17 protein-coding genes are annotated in these 16,744 nt (G+C 45.4%); 5 read left to right on the top strand and 12 right to left on the bottom strand.

What is annotated here, in order from left to right:
* The first annotated feature begins 67 nt into the window (after positions 1 to 67).
* Positions 68 to 652 (top strand): porin family protein, encoded by a 585-nt coding sequence (locus SIO70_RS12400; RefSeq protein WP_320581172.1) that lies wholly within the window; start codon positions 68 to 70, stop codon positions 650 to 652.
* Between the two features lie 84 nt (positions 653 to 736).
* A complete protein-coding gene (locus SIO70_RS12395) occupies positions 737 to 2,662 on the top strand; it encodes an arginine--tRNA ligase (protein ID WP_320581171.1) in 1,926 nt (641 codons plus the stop codon).
* A gap of 154 nt (positions 2,663 to 2,816) precedes the next feature.
* Here SIO70_RS12395 and SIO70_RS12390 read toward each other — a convergent pair whose 3' ends face one another.
* The 6 genes from SIO70_RS12390 to SIO70_RS12365 form a co-directional block, all read right to left on the bottom strand.
* The gene (locus SIO70_RS12390; protein WP_320581170.1) at positions 2,817 to 3,431 is read right to left on the bottom strand and encodes a tetratricopeptide repeat protein; all 615 of its coding nucleotides are present in this window, start codon (positions 3,429 to 3,431) and stop codon (positions 2,817 to 2,819) included.
* A gap of 36 nt (positions 3,432 to 3,467) precedes the next feature.
* Positions 3,468 to 3,956, bottom strand: coding sequence for a cytidine deaminase (cdd, locus tag SIO70_RS12385; protein ID WP_320581169.1), 489 nt, complete (start codon positions 3,954 to 3,956; stop codon positions 3,468 to 3,470).
* Positions 3,957 to 3,998: 42 nt separating this feature from the next.
* The gene (locus SIO70_RS12380; RefSeq protein WP_320581168.1) at positions 3,999 to 4,484 is read right to left on the bottom strand and encodes a nuclear transport factor 2 family protein; all 486 of its coding nucleotides are present in this window, start codon (positions 4,482 to 4,484) and stop codon (positions 3,999 to 4,001) included.
* A gap of 150 nt (positions 4,485 to 4,634) precedes the next feature.
* Entirely contained in the window at positions 4,635 to 5,816 is a 1,182-nt protein-coding gene (lepB, locus tag SIO70_RS12375) for a signal peptidase I (RefSeq protein WP_320581167.1), read from the bottom strand.
* A gap of 102 nt (positions 5,817 to 5,918) precedes the next feature.
* Positions 5,919 to 6,581 (bottom strand): alpha/beta hydrolase, encoded by a 663-nt coding sequence (locus tag SIO70_RS12370; protein WP_320581166.1) that lies wholly within the window; start codon positions 6,579 to 6,581, stop codon positions 5,919 to 5,921.
* Positions 6,582 to 6,639: 58 nt separating this feature from the next.
* Positions 6,640 to 7,824, bottom strand: a complete 1,185-nt coding sequence (locus SIO70_RS12365) for a sigma-54 dependent transcriptional regulator (protein WP_320581165.1) — start codon at positions 7,822 to 7,824, stop codon at positions 6,640 to 6,642.
* Between the two features lie 161 nt (positions 7,825 to 7,985).
* Here SIO70_RS12365 and SIO70_RS12360 point away from each other — a divergent pair, with 161 nt between their 5' ends.
* Together SIO70_RS12360 and cysM are read left to right on the top strand one after the other, a co-directional pair.
* Positions 7,986 to 8,795: a serine O-acetyltransferase gene (locus SIO70_RS12360; RefSeq protein WP_083720407.1), complete on the top strand. Its 810-nt coding sequence runs from the start codon at positions 7,986 to 7,988 to the stop codon at positions 8,793 to 8,795.
* Between the two features lie 16 nt (positions 8,796 to 8,811).
* A complete protein-coding gene (gene cysM / locus SIO70_RS12355) occupies positions 8,812 to 9,699 on the top strand; it encodes a cysteine synthase CysM (protein WP_320581164.1) in 888 nt (295 codons plus the stop codon).
* Between the two features lie 139 nt (positions 9,700 to 9,838).
* On the opposite strand, the gene SIO70_RS12350 is transcribed toward cysM, so the two are convergent.
* A complete protein-coding gene (locus SIO70_RS12350) occupies positions 9,839 to 10,822 on the bottom strand; it encodes a pyruvate dehydrogenase complex E1 component subunit beta (RefSeq protein WP_320581163.1) in 984 nt (327 codons plus the stop codon).
* 184 nt (positions 10,823 to 11,006) lie between these two features.
* Between SIO70_RS12350 and SIO70_RS12345 the strand changes: the two genes are divergently transcribed.
* Positions 11,007 to 11,645 carry a hypothetical protein gene (locus SIO70_RS12345; protein ID WP_320581162.1) on the top strand — a complete coding sequence of 213 codons (639 nt, stop codon included), beginning with the start codon at positions 11,007 to 11,009 and terminating at the stop codon, positions 11,643 to 11,645.
* Between the two features lie 54 nt (positions 11,646 to 11,699).
* Here SIO70_RS12345 and SIO70_RS12340 read toward each other — a convergent pair whose 3' ends face one another.
* The 5 genes from SIO70_RS12340 to SIO70_RS12320 all read right to left on the bottom strand — a co-directional run bounded on the left by SIO70_RS12340 (position 11,700) and on the right by SIO70_RS12320 (position 16,741).
* On the bottom strand, positions 11,700 to 12,872 hold the full coding sequence (locus tag SIO70_RS12340) for an acetyl-CoA C-acyltransferase (protein ID WP_320581161.1): 1,173 nt from the start codon (positions 12,870 to 12,872) through the stop codon (positions 11,700 to 11,702).
* 144 nt (positions 12,873 to 13,016) lie between these two features.
* Positions 13,017 to 13,658 carry a DUF3575 domain-containing protein gene (locus SIO70_RS12335; RefSeq protein WP_320581160.1) on the bottom strand — a complete coding sequence of 214 codons (642 nt, stop codon included), beginning with the start codon at positions 13,656 to 13,658 and terminating at the stop codon, positions 13,017 to 13,019.
* Between the two features lie 7 nt (positions 13,659 to 13,665).
* Entirely contained in the window at positions 13,666 to 14,409 is a 744-nt protein-coding gene (locus SIO70_RS12330) for a hypothetical protein (protein WP_320581159.1), read from the bottom strand.
* On the bottom strand, positions 14,409 to 14,945 hold the full coding sequence (locus SIO70_RS12325) for a hypothetical protein (RefSeq protein WP_320581158.1): 537 nt from the start codon (positions 14,943 to 14,945) through the stop codon (positions 14,409 to 14,411). Before SIO70_RS12325 ends, SIO70_RS12330 begins: the two co-directional genes overlap by 1 nt.
* Before the next feature lie 221 nt (positions 14,946 to 15,166).
* The gene (locus tag SIO70_RS12320; RefSeq protein WP_320581157.1) at positions 15,167 to 16,741 is read right to left on the bottom strand and encodes a RagB/SusD family nutrient uptake outer membrane protein; all 1,575 of its coding nucleotides are present in this window, start codon (positions 16,739 to 16,741) and stop codon (positions 15,167 to 15,169) included.
* Positions 16,742 to 16,744 lie beyond the last annotated feature (3 nt).

Here is a 16,744-nt window from a genome sequence, read left to right as displayed (position 1 = left end):
GAGGGCCCTACCCATAAAGGTTCGGCATAATATTTGAACCCTTTGACGAAATTTTTAACCTTATATTATGAAAAAATCTATTCTTGTTGTACTGCTGTTAGCCTGCGCTGTAGCAGGTGCCAAAGCACAAACCCTCACTTTCGGCGTTAAAGGCGGTTTAAATGTAGCCAAACTGACAAACATTGATAATTCACATACAAGAGCTTCGATTTACGCAGGTGGTTTTGCCAATTTTGCGCTGAATGACATGTTTGCCGTGCAGCCAGAACTGCTGTATTCCGGTCAGGGGTACTATTACAGGGATGCATTTGATAATAAGTATACGACCAAACTGGGTTACATCAATATCCCCGTGATGTTCCAGGTACACCTGGTTGAAGAGTTCTTCCTCGAAGCGGGGCCACAGGTAGGCTTTCTTGCATCATCCAAGGTAAAGGCTGGTAAAGTGACCGTTGATACCAAAGATGACATGACAACAGCTGATTTTGGATTAGGCTTTGGCCTGGGCTACCAGTTCCCCATTGGTGTAGGTGTAACTGCACGCTATATGTTTGGGCTGACGGATGCATATAAGAATGCGACAGAAACACATAAGAACAGTGTAGCGAGCATCGGTTTGTCTTACACTTTCAATAAGAAGTTTAAGTTATAATATATCTATTTTCACAGAAAACGCTCCCACCTGAGGTGGGAGCGTTTTTTATTTTACCTTTGCCGCTCGCAACAATGTTTCAGCATGAGTGTAGTATTTAATATAAAAACGGCTGCGGCCAAGGCCATCAAGGCCATTTTTGATCAGGAAGTTCCTGCTCAGGGTATTGCCATCAATTCTACCAAACCTGAATTTGAAGGTGAATACACCATCCTTGTGTTCCCTTTTACCAAATTCAGCCGACTGAAACCAGAAGAAACCGGCGATAAACTGGGTGCTTACCTGGTAGCTAACTTTCCTGAGCTCATTGCTGGCTATAATGTCATCAAAGGATTCCTGAACCTTTCCATTGCTGAAAAGTACTGGGTGCAGGACCTGCAACAACGCTTTAACACCAGAAATATTGGCAGAAAACCAGCCAATGGTAAGAAGGTGATGGTGGAATACTCTTCCCCTAACACCAACAAACCACTGCACCTGGGTCACCTGCGTAATAACTTCCTTGGCTATGCTGTATCCGAAATCCTGAAAGCCAATGGTTATGAAGTCATCAAGGCAAACCTCGTCAATGACAGAGGTATTCATATCTGTAAATCCATGCTGGCATGGCAGATCTTTGCCCATGGCGATACCCCGCAAAGCACCGGTATCAAAGGCGATCATCTGGTAGGCGACTACTATGTGAAGTTCGAAAGTATTCTGAAAGAACAGACTGAGCCGATCATGACAAGAGCACTGGAAAGTGATTTCAGAGACTTTAGTGGTGAAGACCTGGACAAAGTACAGAAACTGGTCACTGCCGCACAGAAGCCTGAAGTAAAGGCGGATGCAGAAAAGATCAAAAAGATCAACGACGATATCAAGGAACTGGCAAGGAAACAAACAGAGATCATGCAGCAGGCAAAGATCATGCTGCAACAGTGGGAAGCCGGTAACCCTGAAGTACGTGCCCTGTGGGCTACTATGAACGGCTGGGTGTACGAAGGTTTCGATAAAACTTACAAACGCCTGGGCATCAACTTCGACAAAATGTACTATGAGAGCAATACCTACCTGCTGGGTAAAGACCTCGTAGAAGATGGTCTGAAAAAAGGTGTGCTGTTCAAAAAAGAAGATAACTCTGTATGGATTGACCTCACTGCTGATGGGCTGGATGAAAAACTCCTGCTGCGTGGCGATGGTACCTCTGTATATATCACGCAGGACCTGGGTACTGCCCGCCTGAAGTACGAAGACTTCCACATGGATCGTAGTGTATATGTGGTAGCAGATGAACAGAACTATCACTTCAAAGTACTGCAACTGATCCTTCAAAAAATGCAGGAACCGGGTGCGGATGGCATCTTCCACCTGTCTTATGGCATGGTCGAATTGCCAAATGGTCGTATGAAAAGCCGTGAAGGTACCGTAGTAGATGCAGATGACCTGATCGATGAAATGATTGCGACTGCAAAGATAAATACCAACACCGATAAACTGAAAGACCTGAGTGATGACCAGCTGGATGGTCTGTATGAAATGATTGGACTGGGTGGTCTGAAGTTCTTCCTGCTGCGTGTGGATCCTAAGAAGAAAATGGTATTCGATCCGGAAGAATCTATTGCGTTACATGGCTTTACCAGCGCATTTGTGCAATATGGTCATGCACGTATCAAATCAATTCTCCGTGATGTAAATCCTGATGTCACAAAGCTGGAAGGCTACTGTCATAAGGGCAGCTTGTTGCCATTGGAGAAGGAACTGATCCTGCTGAATGAGCAATATGAAACGGTACTGGAAGAAGCAGCGATTGAAATGAGCCCTTCCGTAATTGCAAATTATGTGTATAATTTGACGCAGACTTTTAATAGTTTCTATGCTGAAAAAGTAGATGGTGTGTATACGTATTCTGTAACCAAAGCAGAAACGACTGAAAAGCAGAAGTTGCGTACGCAGATCATTATGCTGACTGCCAATACGATTAAGTCCGCGATGAAACTGTTGGGTATTGATGTACCTGAGAAAATGTAAATATTTCTAAAAGAGTACGTAAATATATATTAAAAGAGGCCGTATCTAAGTACGATATGGCCTCTTTTAATTCTGGTACCTGATGAGGATAGGTAGTCCAATAAGTAATTTTGAAAAGCATGATACAACTTCTTTTATTCTAAGCCTGCAGTGATTATAAGTTTGCAGTCGCTTGGTCACACAACATCCCTCCTTTCTTTGTATCACCGTTACCGATATATGATTTTCCCAGCATAAACCTTGCAAAAGCGTTTTCTGGTTGAATGTTTAACAATTGCTGCCAGTAAGTGATCGCCTGCTGATAATCGCCGTTGACATAACTATTCTGCGCGATTGCCTGAATGGCTGCTGTATCCTTTGGACGTAGGTCCAGACAGCGATGCAGGTGGCGAACGCCTTTGTTATATTGTTTGGATTGCATACAGGCTGTACCTATGTGAAGATAATAATCTGCATCCCGTTTGTACCCATTGTCTGCTGCTGCTTCAAATGCCGATACGGCTTCGGCAAACTGCCGGTTATTAAAATAGATCACGCCTAAAGCATAATAGAAAAGTGGTTCTTTGGGTTCTTTTTCTATAGCTGCTTTGATGGTATGCAGGTAAGAGCTGTCGCCACCTGGACCTTCACTATGATAATATGTGATAGCTGGACATAAGGGTGGAAATTCCGTTTTGCATGGAATCAGAGAATAACGCGTGCGGCTGTAAGTGGTATGCACAGTGAGCAATGCCAGCACAAGCATACATAGGATACGGATATACAACATAGGTTTGAGTAGTCCGTAAAGATAATCAAATTCTCTCTACTCCATATCTTCTGCGGTGAATCCGAATGGCAGCAGGTATTGTGCTGTCTGCAGAATGTACACTTTTCCACTCTGTCCACTCATAATAATACGGATAGGTTTATGTTGCCTGTTTTCATATTCAGAAATGGTCTGACGGCAGATGCCACAGGGAGAAATGGGGGCGTCGTTCTTACCACCGTTCTTGTTGTTATAACTAACAGCAATGGTATCGATGCCTACGCCGGGGTATAAGGAAGACGCAGTGGACAGTGCAGTTCTTTCTGCACAGATGCCTACTGGGTAACTTGCGTTTTCCTGGTTGGTACCGGGTACGGTTGCCCCATTTTCTAATTGAATGATGGCGCCTACATAAAAATTGGAATAAGGTGCATAGGCGTTTTCTGTGACTTTGCGGGCTTCGTTGAGCAGTTTTTCATCTGCCGGGGAGAGCTCGCTACTATCTTTGTATGAGGTATATTCGAATGTGAATTTTTGTTTGTCCATGCCTGAAATTACGAAAAAAATGGATGAAAGGCCTGTAGCCAGCTACTTTGCACGATGATCATAGCTCAATGCCTCGGTCGCTTTCCACTTTCCATCGACCAATAGCCAGACGATCGTGAATCTTGCCACACCTGTCTGGTAACGGGGTTTGTCTTTCTCTGTGACATAAAAGGCATGGTCACCATTTTCAATAGCACCATAGAGTACGCCATTGTTTGCCAATGGAAAGACCTGTAGTGTACCGGGAACTAAAAACCTTTCTAACTTATTCTTTTGTTTGCAGATGCCGGTTTGCATGCTTTCGATAAAGGCTGCTTTGCCAAAGGTGATACCACCTTTATCATGATAAAAACGAAAATCATCTGCGAAGATGTCATTGTAGGGTGCCAGGTTACACGTGTTGAAACCGATGTCGAAGATCAGGCTGTCACCCGTTTTGATGGCTTTATAAAGGGCGCTGGTATCGGCTACCTGTGCGAACAGATGACTACTGATCAAACAAAAACAACTAAGGAAGAAGGCTTTCATGTGTTACTGATTTTATGACACAAAGAACGGAAAGCAGGCAAGGATGACGAAAAAGAACTGACGAACTGAAGGAATACACTGACAAAAAGTAAAAAAAATAGCAAAGCCATTGCCTGCGGCAATGGCTTTGCTATAAGAATTATAATTGAACTACTTAATTGTTCTGAACAAACGGCTCCAGCGGATACTGCCTTTACCATAACTCATCCAGATCAGCCACGCTTTACCTACCACATGATCTTCCGGCACAAAACCCCAGTAACGTGAATCCAGTGAGTTATCGCGGTTATCCCCCATCATCCAGTAATAGTTCATTTTGAATGTATAGGAGGTAGCAGGTTGGTCATTGATAAAGATCTGACCGTTTCTGTTTTCCAGCTTATTGCCTTCATACACGCTGATAATGCGATCATAGAAAGCAATAGTAGTCGCATCGATCTTTACTGTTGCACCTTTTTTAGGAATGTACAGCGGACCAAAATTATGTTCTGTCCAGTGGTAGTGTGCAGTATCATGAGGGAACACTGCCACTTCTTCAGGATTTGGATTTACAAATGGTACGAGGTTCGTTACTACCGGCCAGGACTTCAGGGTCGCTGCTGCTGCTGGCGTCAGGTTGTACCTGTACTTAGCAGAATCGTAAGGACCATCTGTACCTGCGTCGATATCCATTTCATCCAGGCGGGAAGGGTTCAGGGCATCACCAGTAGTGGTTACCCAGTAACGGCGCTCACTTTCTGGTGGAATAGGCGCCTGCTGCCCGTTGATGAATACAACTCCGTCTTTTATAGTGAGGGTATCGCCTGCAACAGCCATACATCTCTTAATATAGTTCTCTCTTTTATCTACAGGGCGGGAAATCACGTGATTCTGCTCCCACACTGTTTCGCGGCCATAAGCACGCACCATCTGGTAGTAGCTCTGGTCCTGATTTTCCAGGGCCACAGTATCTCCTTCAGGGAAGTTGAACACCACTACATCATAGCGTTTTACATCAGAGAATCCAGGTAAACGTCTGTATTTCCAGTGTACTGCTTCAGAATAGGCTTTGGAATACTTTGTAAACGGCAGGGTGTGATGGGTAAATGGTACTGCCAGCGGCGTCATTGGGATACGTGGACCGTAACTGATTTTGCTTACAAACAGGAAGTCGTTCACAAGCAAAGTTTTTTCCATAGACGGGGTAGGAATGGTATATGCCTCAAAAATAAAAGTGCGGATCAGGGTAGCAGCGATGATAGCGAATATGGCTGCATCAAACCACTCTCTTATTGCAGATTTTTTCTTCTTTGGCTGACCCTCGTTATTCTTCTTCCAAAAAGCCAGGTTCATTCAGATGTTGTTTAAGATAGTTAATTTTACAAATATAATATTCTGTTGTTTGCAAGCTACTGAATAACAGATAAAAGTTTTCTTAAAATATTTTAACATTGTTTAGTTCAGCTCTTTTTTTAGTATATCGGTAATTTCCTTTGCCCGGTTATATACCATAAAGTGACCACCATCGGGGATCACGTAATCCGCTTTGACAGTACTGATCGGTAAAGTTAGGTCTTTACCGCCATGGATGTGCACCAGGGAGGAAGGTACAACTTCATTTTCCCAACCGATGAGGATCTTAATGGCCCAACGGAGGTACACAAAGTCCGTATTCCTCGCATAATCCAGTAGTAGTTCCTTCTCTGCCGGTGATTCCGCATTCAAAAAGAAGGGGATCATCAGGTCCCGGTGCTTTCCAAAAAGGATGGCATCCGGCAAAGCCAGTAATGACAGCAGGCGGGTACGTCGTACCAGGTTGAAATAGACAGGGCGCTCGGCGGTAGTCTTGATACTGCTGATCAGGATCACTTTGCTCACAGGGCGCTGGCGGGCTATTTCGACTGATAGAATACCTCCCAGAGATACACCCACCAGGGTTATATCTTCATCGGCAGGGATATGTGCTGTCATGCGGGAAGTGTAGCCGGCAAGGGTTTCATCCGGCAGTGGGGTGAGCCAGGGAATAAAATGGACGATATACTGATCCGGAAAAGAAATGTTCTGAAACACCCGTTCATCGGAGCCCATACCACTTAACAAGTATAGGTGTTTGGCCATGGTGATTAACAAATTGGAAAAAATGCTTCTGCCTGAACAGCAGAAGCATTTTTAAATATTATGCATTCACTTTCTTCTTTTCTCTGTTAGGAACTACATAGTCCACTACATCTTCAGAAGTGATGGTCTTGCCGGAAAGAATGACCAATCTCGCTACCACGTTGCCCAGTTCACGGATATTACCGGACCAGTTGTGGTTTTGAAGCGCTTTCATGGCATCCTTCTCGATACCTTTCTTTGCCATACCGTATTCCTGACAGGCACTTTCCAGGAAGTGTTCTACCAGGGCAGGGATGTCGTCACGACGATCGTTCAGAGATGGTACGTGGATCAGGATCACGGAAAGACGGTGATAAAGGTCCAGACGGAAGTTCTTGTCTTCCACTTCTTTCAGCAGGTCCTTGTTGGTAGCCGCTACCACACGAACGTCTACGCTGATTTCCTTATCGCCACCTACACGGGTGATCTTACCTTCCTGCAGGGCACGGAGTACCTTGGCCTGGGCGCTGAGGCTCATATCGCCAATTTCATCGAGGAAGAGGGTACCACCGCTTGCCTGTTCGAATTTACCGATACGTTGCTTTACGGCAGAGGTGAAGGAACCTTTTTCATGACCAAAGAGCTCACTTTCTATCAGTTCGCTGGGAATAGCAGCGCAGTTCACTTCTACGATAGGGCCGGAAGCGCGGTTACTACGCTCATGAAGCCAGCGGGCTACCAGCTCCTTACCTACCCCGTTTTCACCGGTTACCAGTACGCGGGCATCGGTAGGCGCCACCTTTTCGATGGTTTCTTTGATCTTCAGGATAGGAGCTGACTGGCCGATCATTTCCTGGGTTCTGTTCACTTTGCGGCGGAGTACTTTGGTTTCTGCCACCAGGGTACTTTTGTCCATCGCGTTGCGCAGGGTGACTAACAACCTGTTCAGATCCGGAGGTTTGGAGATATAATCATAGGCTCCCTTTTTCACGGCATCCACCGCTGTATCGATATTGCCATGGCCTGACACCATCACAATGGGAACATCCGGATTTGCTTCTTTTGCTTTTTCCAGAAATTCCAGCCCATCCATTTTAGGCATTTTAATATCGCAAAGGACCGCATCATACTGCTTTTCCCTGAACATCTTAAAGCCTTCAGCGCCGTCAGCAGCTTCGTCTACCTTGTAACCTTCATAGCTTAAGATCTCCGACAGTGTTTTGCGGATACTCTTTTCGTCATCTATTATCAGAATGTTGGCCATATCTTGGTTTTAGTGAACAACAGGCAAAAATAATATAAAAAAGGATTGGGTAGCAAATCGGGTTTCATCGATCAATTTGATATTTATCTACTACTTTTATGGACTTTTACGTAATTTCAGGTAATAGGAAGATTCACTATAGGCCTGTAATTCACTTGCATATGCAACAACTTTTAGAAGAATTAAGGAGAAGGCATCAGCAAGCTGCTGCAACCGCCTATCCCTCGACTAGCGCTGTAAACGAGTTTGCGAATAACTTTATCAACTGGTTATTTCCTGAATATCAGGGGAAAGTAATGCCAGATGTGGTGTTGTTAGAAGAATATGCGCATATGTTGCAATCCTCATTGCAACACCTTTTACAACCCATGCAACCACAATTGCCTGCGGATGCTGCAAAGCTGAGCCAGCAATTTATGGCGCAGGCGCCAGATATTTATGATTCACTGAATAAAGATGCAGAAGCATTGTTGCAGGGTGACCCTGCCGCTACCTGCCTTTATGAGGTAATCAGGGCATATCCCGGGTTTTATGCGATTGCATTTTACCGCATAGCCCATGCTTTACAAAAACTGCACGTCCCCCTCCTGCCCCGTATGATCACGGAACAGGCGCATAGCCGTACTGGTATCGACATTCACCCTGCTGCGGTCATCGCTCCTTACTTCTGCATGGACCATGGCACTGGTATCGTGATCGGTGAAACCACTGAAATCGGGGCGCATGTAAAACTGTATCAAGGTGTTACATTAGGCGCCCTGAGTGTAGACAAGGATATGGCGAGGAGCAAAAGACACCCGACTATCGAAGATCATGTTGTAATTTATGCCGGCGCCACCATTTTGGGTGGAGATACGGTGGTAGGTCACCACAGCATTATCGGTGGTAATGTATGGCTCATCAAAAGCACAGACCCTTTCAGCAGGATCTACTATAGGGCGGACGGGAGTATGAACACAGTGAACGTGTGATAAAATTATATAACTGATGCAAGGAAAAGGAATATTGGATTTGGTAGGTAATACGCCCATGGTAACGCTGAAGAACATCAGCGCCAATCCGAATGTGACCATTCTGGCCAAGCTGGAAGGCACCAATCCGGGAGGTAGTGTGAAAGACAGAGCGGCCTATGGCATGATCAAAGGTGCGCTGGACAGAGGGGAACTGAAACCCGGTATTAAACTGATAGAAGCGACCAGCGGCAATACAGGTATTGCACTGGCTATGATCGCTAGCCTGTTTGGCGTGGAGATCGAACTGGTAATGCCGGAAGATGCTACCCGCGAAAGAGTGCTGACCATGGAAGCCTTTGGGGCCAAAGTGATCCTCACGCCTAAGGAGCAATCTATGGAAGGGTCTATTGATTATGCCAATGCCCAGGTGGCCAAAGGCGGTTATCATATGCTGAACCAGTTCGGCAACCCTGACAACTACAACATGCACTATAAAACCACAGGACCTGAAATATGGAGAGATACCGAAGGTACGGTGACCCATTTTGTAAGTGCTATGGGTACTACAGGTACCATTATGGGTGTGTCTAAATACCTGAAGGAGGTGAATGAAGCAGTACAGATCGTAGGTTGTCAGCCAACGGATGGGTCAAAGATACCAGGTATCCGCAAATGGCCGGAAGCTTACCTGCCAAAGATCTTTGATCGCCAGCGGGTAGACAGGATCATGGATATAGCGGAAGACGAGGCAAGAGCCATGACGAGGAGACTAGCCAGGGAAGAAGGGGTATTTTGTGGCATGAGTAGTGGTGGTGCGGTGTCTGCGGCAGAGCGGTTATCGAAGGAGCTGGATAAAGGAGTGATTGTTTGTATTATTTGTGACAGGGGAGACCGTTATTTGTCTTCTGACTTATTTGGTTGAGAATTTTTTAGAAATTAAATTGATTTCGCCTGATGAAATTAATCTGACTTATTTTATTTGGTTTAATTAAAAAGTTATTTGGTTTAAAATAAAAAAGCCGCCTCAATTGAGACGGCTTTTTCTATTTCCCTGAAATAAATTACTTCTTCATGTACATTACTTCCTTCACCAGTTTCACTGTTCTTTCGATATCCGGCAGATACAGTTTCACCAGGTTTGGTGCGTAGTGCATTGGAGCATCGACAGCAGTGATACGACGGATAGGTGCATCCAGGTAATCAAAGCCTTCTTTCTGAATTCTGTAAGAGATCTCAGAAGAAATGCTGGAGAATGGCCACTGTTCTTCAACGATCACCAGGCGGTTGGTCTTTTTAACAGACTCCAGGATGGTGAACCAGTCCAGCGGACGGATGGTGCGGAGGTCGATCACTTCAGCCTCAATACCTTCTTTAGCCAGTTCTTCAGCTGCACCCAGTGCAACTTTCATCATTTTATTGAAAGAAACGATGGTAACGTCTCTACCAGCGCGTTTGATATCAGCTTTACCGATTGGGATGATGTATTCTTCTTCAGGCACTTCACCCATATCACCGTACATCTGCTCACTTTCCATGAACACAACCGGGTCGTTGTCACGGATAGCCGCTTTCAGCAGACCTTTAGCATCGTATGGGTTGGAAACAGATACCACCTTTAAACCTGGGATATTTGCATAGTAACTTTCAAAAGCAGTGGAGTGCTGAGCACCCAGCTGACCAGCGGAACCGTTAGGGCCACGGAATACGATCGGGCAACCTACCTGTCCACCACTCATAGCGAGCATTTTAGAAGCAGTATTCAGGATCTGGTCCAGGGCCAGTACGGCGAAGTTCCAGGTCATGAATTCCAGAACAGGACGAAGTCCGTTCTGAGCAGCACCTACACCGATTGCTGTGAAACCCAGCTCGGCGATAGGGGTATCAATCACTCTTTTTTCCCCAAATTCATCCAGCATTCCCTGGCTAACTTTGTAGGCTCCGTTATATTCGGCTACTTCCTCTCCCATCAGGAAAACCCGCTCGTCACGGCGCATTTCTTCCTGTAAGGCTTCTCGTAAGGCTTGTCTGAAAGCTATCTGACGCATGCTGTTACTCTTAAAGTTTGAAAGATAAATGCCTTTGGCTTTTCCCAAAGGCAGGGGCAAAATTATTGTTTAATGGTGAAAAAAGCAAAGATTAATTACCTCCTCCCCGACCTACCGTTAGGGAGGAGGTAATTAACTAAATAATATAAATTATTTATATATTAGTGCCGAATTATCCTTACCTATGTTTACCATTACCGTCCTGGCTACCTGCTTTCTCGCAGCCGTTTCCTGCAAGATTAAGAAGGTGAAAGCCCCTGTGATCACCCAACTGATGTGGTATTTCCATCTCACCATGCTATTTTTTGCTGTCCTCTCCGTGATCTTACTGATCAGCGGGTACGGTTTTAAAGGCACCTATACGGAACGGGTATTCTTCACTCTTTATGCTGGTTCTGCCATTATATTATATGGTCTGACCCAACCTGAAGTATCCGGAAAGCGGGTATACCTGGCGGCATTTTATGGTTTTCCCTTTGTCATGGCAGTCGGGTTGCTCCTGCCGCCGTTGCGTACACTGGCGGTTATTACCGGTTTAGGGTTATTGTCTGACTCCCGGATGGAAAGGTACCGGATCGATGATGATTTTGCCCTGCAAACCAAGTCAATAGACATTATAGACCGACACCCGACATTTAGCCTGGTGCAGGATAAGTTCTTTTTATTTGAAAAGATCACCAGCGATGTGATTATGCCTGAGAAAAATGTGCTGGCGGTAAAGATGGAAAAAAGAGGGAAGGACAGCGTGTGGTTGCACCTGAATATGGTGGAAGATGCAGGGAAGATGGCCAAACTGGATACGACTTTAAGTTTATACAGATAAAAGGATCTGCCTTTAAAAAAAGAAGGATCTGCCGGGTGGCAGATCCTTCTTTTTTTATACTCTTTCGATGATGATAGCACTCGCTCCTCCTCCCCCATTACAGATCCCGGCTACACCATACTTCGCATTATGCTGATGCAAAATGGAATTCAGGGTTACTACGATCCTTGCTCCACTACACCCGATCGGATGCCCTAAAGCCACCGCTCCACCCCACACATTTACTTTGTTCATATCCAGGCCCAGATCCCGCTGGTTCGCAATCGGCACACAGGAAAATGCTTCATTGATCTCAGCAAAATCCATCTGGTCAATTGTCATACCTGCTTTCTTCAGTGCATTATTCACCGCCTTTACCGGTGTAGTGGTGAACCACTCCGGTGCCTGCGAGGCATCTGCAAAGCTGATGATTTTTGCCAATGGCTTCAGACCGAGTTCTTTCAGCTTCTCTCCACTTACCAATACGAGGGCGGCCGCTCCATCATTAATATTGGAAGCATTTGCTGCTGTAATGGTACCGTCTTTCTGGAATGTGGGTTTTAGTGTTGGGATCTTTTCGAAGTTAACCTTTTTATAATCTTCATCTTCGGCGACTGTAACGACTGTTTTTCCGGGGATTTCTACTGGTACGATCTCGTCTTTAAAGTATCCATTCTCAAATGCTGCTGCGGCAAGTTTGTAACTACGCGAGGCATATTCGTCCTGTTCCTCCCGCGATATCTTGTATTCAGTGGCACAGATCTCAGCGGCATTGCCCATGTGAAAATCTTTGTAAGGATCCCAGAGCCCATCGCGGATGATGCCATCCGACAAGGTGCCATGGCCTAACTTATACCCGTTCCTCCCCTTATCCAGGTAGTAAGGTACTGCACTCATATTCTCCATTCCACCAGCCACAACCACATCATTATCACCCAGCATAATACTCTGGGCGCCCAGCATGATGGATTTCATGCCGGATGCACACACTTTATTCACCGTAGTACAGGGTACTGTATCCGGTAAACCGGCATAAATACTTGCCTGGTTGGCAGGTGCCTGTCCCAGGTTGGCACTGAGTACATTGCCCATAAATAATTCATTGACAGCACCTGGTGCCACACCGGCTTTTTCCAAAGCGGCTTTGATTACAATTGCTCCCATCCGGGTAGCTGGCAGAGTCGACAAAGCGCCATTAAACGAGCCTATGGGGGTACGCACAGCGGCGACTATAAATACGTCTTTCATTCCGTGAATTCTTTAAGATTGATTTGGTGACTATCAATCAAATATAACGGAATCAGAAACGGTATCCAAACTTGTTGTTCCTGTTAGGCCATTACCCGCAGTGCAGGCAAAAGGGATGTGCAAATGAGTAATGTTCTTTTCATATTAAAAACGATATCCGAATCTTACTTTAAATGGAATGTCTGGCAATGCGCCTCCGCCGTCATCGACATGGAACCAATCATCGCCTTCTTTATAACCTGTTTCCGGCGGCGGCCCCTGTGTATAGTGCTTCCACTTCCATTTCAAGCCTACGCCAACAGATGCTTCGAAGAAAAACTTTTCATCCTTGCCACCAAAGTTAGACTGAAATCCAAAACGACCTCCCAGTGCAAACACCTGTTTCTGCTGTTCGTATTTTACCAGTTCTTCATACACCTGCGTTCCATTTTCAGCATGAGGAACGATATAATTCTCGTAATGATTTACCTGCTTATATAATGCCTGTGCTGCAAAGAACCATTTATAATGTTGATGCCTGCCAGGGAAAAAATACTTTACATCCGGTGTGATGCGAAAGCCATAATTTTCTCTGTTGTATTTATTCATGTTGTATAAAATCCACTGCCCTTCCAGCGCAGCACTTATATTATTTTTGATACGATATTCAAAACCCAGGGCAGGTCCGCCATCGGGTTCTGTAAAGGAGACTACATTGACGAATACGCGTAACCCTGTTAATTTTTGTTGTGCTTTCACCGTAGTCATACAGCATAGCAGCCATATGAGAAAGTAAATTTGTTTCATAGATACATCAGTTTGAAAGCTGTGAAATCAATTTTGGGTTCTGAGGATTGGAGATGTCATAACAATCCAGTGAGCTCTTACTCCTGCCATACAGCTTTGTACCGGCGACCTGCAGGAAATAATACACCTTATCAGGAAAGGTGGTTTTCACCAGGTTCGTGGCCAGATCAATTACGCCCAACCCCTGGCTCTCCATGGAGGCATATACCGTATTTTCAGTCACTGCAAATGCACTTACATTCTGAGCAGCCAATGCCGTGGGAGTGCTGGTTGTAGTGTTGCCGGTAAGGGTGTACATCCTCACATGATCATCCGGGTTATCGCCGGTACAGGAGTAGCCTGGTTTATCAACCACGAATGCTTTATCGTCATATAAGGTCACCTTGTTGCAGGCGCTCCATTGCCAGTAAAAACCAGATGCATTGAACCCTCCTGAAGAAACATCATACACCACGGTACCATAATAATTATCACGGCATATGACAAGGTTATCATTGTACAGGTACATGGTGTCTACCGTCATGCTCAGGTTTTCACGAGCGGTTTCCACAGGTGCAGCAGGCTGAGAAAGGTCATAATTCACGACAGCATCATTGTCTGCAATGTACAGGTGATTGCCATTGATGACAATGCCTGCCTGGGCTACTGATTTGGAAGATGCAAGGTAACGCAGGTCGGCGGGTGCAGCATCTACGGCCATCAATACGGGTACTATCAGTATGAATATATAGCGTATGTAAATTTTCTTCATTATCGACGACATTTTGCGGAGGTTCCGGTAAGATCTTCACTCAGTTTCCAGGACACGATCGTGCCTTTGGTAGAATCGGCGCAAATAAATAATACGCCTGTAAAGGGTGGATAATCGTTCAGGTGCCATGCTTTGGAAATGCGGTTCGTTTCCTGCAGATTATTAAAGCTATTCAGGCGAATGGTGACCAGGTCATCGTAGTTACTGACGTACAGGTAATCACCTTTGATAGCGGCTGCGCGGAAGCCGGGGATGCTGATGAAAGCCAGTTTTTTAGGATGGGCAGGGTCCTGGTAGGAAATAACATGTAAGCCTTCGTCCTTCTCTTCTTCCAGTACATAGTCGCCGGAAGTGTAGAGGTTTCCACCATTGATAGTGGACTGGGGTGATAGAAAACGAACCAATTTTGAGTTAGGGTCTGCATTATAACCGGGCTCGTAGGGAGTTTTACTGGTGTCCCACTCATTGTCCGAGCCACAGGCATTTAAGAGTAACAGTACCCCGAACAGCGTACAGAATAACAGTCGGGTAGGCATAAAGATTTTTTAATAAAGCGGATCATTGGCGGTAGATGTTACTATTCATTTAAGATATTAACATGTCTTTAACTGAATTGGCCTGCGGCAGCAAGGAGGATCGCAATTATTCCGGCTGGCGCCGGTGGAGAGAAGGCTTTGCCGTCATCCTTTCATTCAAAAAAAAATGCTCCTGCCTTTCGGCAGAAGCACTCTTTAGTTTGGCGGGAGATTTGACTAAATCACCATCCTGTGTTGTTCGGCAATGCTGCCGTATTCACAGAAATTTCGGACTGTGGTACCGGCCAGAGATAATCGCGGGGATTGGTAAATTTCCTTGTTTCAATCACCACATTGCTACCATAATCAGAACGGGTAGCATCATAATTATTCAGGATACCATGCGCGACTCCCGGCATCACTGTCTCAGCTATTTTCCAGCGACGGATGTCGAAAATGCGGTTGTCTTCCATTGGGAACTCCACATGTCTTTCACGACGTACCACTTCTCTCAGTGCTGCCTGTGTAGGAGCAGTCGTTGCCGTTACTGCAGGCATACCTACACCCGGACGTTGTCTTACCAGATTGATCGCATCATATACAGACTGGTCGATCTGGTTCAGTTCGATCTTTGATTCTGCATAGGTGAGCAGTACTTCTGCATAGCGAATCAGCACCATGTCATTGTAAGAGTTACTATCCCAGTTACCATCAATATCGGTAGGTACATATTTCTTATAATAATAACCAGTGAATGAGGCATTGTTTTTACCCAATGCATCCAGGCCATTCTTATTTGTTACATCAATCACCACACCATTCAGGGTATCACCCGGTGTTACGACCACCTTTCTCAAACGTGGGTCACGATTTTTGAAAGGGTTCGCTGCATCATACAGCGGTGACTGATCGATCGGCAAACCATCTGTACATTCATACGCATCTACGAGTGATTGCAGGGGCACTACCTGTGACCAACCACCCATTGAAGGACCACCTACCCAGGTAGCCATTGCACTTGGATGTGTTGTCTTTACATAACCAGCAGTTAAAATGAGTTCCAGGCTGTTCTTGTTTGAACCATTAAACAGGCTGTTGTAGTTCGCATCGATCTGGTAATAACCCAGGTCCATCACTGCCTTTGCAGCAGTAGCCGCATTAGTATAATCACCTTCATACAGCAGTGTACGTGCTTTCAGTGCTAACGCTGCACCACGGGTAATTCTACCCTGGTCAGCAGTACCGTAGGATATAGGCAGATCTGGTGCAATGGCATCCACTTCGTCTACAATCCACTTGGCAACAGTAGCGCGTGGTGTACGTGCAACAGAAAATTCAGCTGCAGTAGGTGTATGATCTCTGAACACCACATCACCATACAATCCGATCAGCTGCTGATAAGCATATGCACGGATAAAACGGGCTTCACCTTTCAGACGTGCTTTCAGGTCAGCATCCATAGTCACCCTGTCTATATTATCCATCACATCATTGCAGGTGGCAATCATATGATACAGGTTACTCCAAAAATTCGCGAAAGTACCTGTACTGATAGAAGCACTTCCATTACCTACCAGCCTCACATCACTTGGCCAGTCGCTCCAGCTGTAACTATCATCTGTAGCACAGGAAATGAAGATACGGTTATCCACATCACCGAGACGGGTATAACAATTATTCACAGCATTGGTGGCATCTGTAGCAGTAGCCCAGTAAGTTGCCTGGCTGGTACTGGATTGTGGCTGATCGTCCAGTTGTTTATTACAACCGGCAAATGCGATTCCACCCAGCATGATTAATATCGATAATTTCTTCATGGC

Source organism: Chitinophaga sancti (assembly GCF_034087045.1).
Classification (GTDB): domain Bacteria; phylum Bacteroidota; class Bacteroidia; order Chitinophagales; family Chitinophagaceae; genus Chitinophaga; species Chitinophaga sancti_B.
The sequence above is the reverse complement of the archived record's forward strand: the minus strand, read 5'-3'. Positions and strand labels throughout refer to the sequence as shown.

Excerpts from the sequence above, each read along its gene's own strand:
- SIO70_RS12400 (WP_320581172.1), top strand. The coding sequence starts at position 68 with ATGAAAAAATCTATTCTTGTTGTACTGCTGTTAGCCTGCGCTGTAGCA.
- SIO70_RS12395 (WP_320581171.1), top strand. The coding sequence starts at position 737 with ATGAGTGTAGTATTTAATATAAAAACGGCTGCGGCCAAGGCCATCAAG.
- SIO70_RS12390 (WP_320581170.1), bottom strand. The coding sequence starts at position 3,431 with ATGTTGTATATCCGTATCCTATGTATGCTTGTGCTGGCATTGCTCACT.
- cdd (WP_320581169.1), bottom strand. The coding sequence starts at position 3,956 with ATGGACAAACAAAAATTCACATTCGAATATACCTCATACAAAGATAGT.
- SIO70_RS12380 (WP_320581168.1), bottom strand. The coding sequence starts at position 4,484 with ATGAAAGCCTTCTTCCTTAGTTGTTTTTGTTTGATCAGTAGTCATCTG.
- lepB (WP_320581167.1), bottom strand. The coding sequence starts at position 5,816 with ATGAACCTGGCTTTTTGGAAGAAGAATAACGAGGGTCAGCCAAAGAAG.
- SIO70_RS12370 (WP_320581166.1), bottom strand. The coding sequence starts at position 6,581 with ATGGCCAAACACCTATACTTGTTAAGTGGTATGGGCTCCGATGAACGG.
- SIO70_RS12365 (WP_320581165.1), bottom strand. The coding sequence starts at position 7,824 with ATGGCCAACATTCTGATAATAGATGACGAAAAGAGTATCCGCAAAACA.
- SIO70_RS12360 (WP_083720407.1), top strand. The coding sequence starts at position 7,986 with ATGCAACAACTTTTAGAAGAATTAAGGAGAAGGCATCAGCAAGCTGCT.
- cysM (WP_320581164.1), top strand. The coding sequence starts at position 8,812 with ATGCAAGGAAAAGGAATATTGGATTTGGTAGGTAATACGCCCATGGTA.
- SIO70_RS12350 (WP_320581163.1), bottom strand. The coding sequence starts at position 10,822 with ATGCGTCAGATAGCTTTCAGACAAGCCTTACGAGAAGCCTTACAGGAA.
- SIO70_RS12345 (WP_320581162.1), top strand. The coding sequence starts at position 11,007 with ATGTTTACCATTACCGTCCTGGCTACCTGCTTTCTCGCAGCCGTTTCC.
- SIO70_RS12340 (WP_320581161.1), bottom strand. The coding sequence starts at position 12,872 with ATGAAAGACGTATTTATAGTCGCCGCTGTGCGTACCCCCATAGGCTCG.
- SIO70_RS12335 (WP_320581160.1), bottom strand. The coding sequence starts at position 13,658 with ATGAAACAAATTTACTTTCTCATATGGCTGCTATGCTGTATGACTACG.
- SIO70_RS12330 (WP_320581159.1), bottom strand. The coding sequence starts at position 14,409 with ATGAAGAAAATTTACATACGCTATATATTCATACTGATAGTACCCGTA.
- SIO70_RS12325 (WP_320581158.1), bottom strand. The coding sequence starts at position 14,945 with ATGCCTACCCGACTGTTATTCTGTACGCTGTTCGGGGTACTGTTACTC.
- SIO70_RS12320 (WP_320581157.1), bottom strand. The coding sequence starts at position 16,741 with ATGAAGAAATTATCGATATTAATCATGCTGGGTGGAATCGCATTTGCC.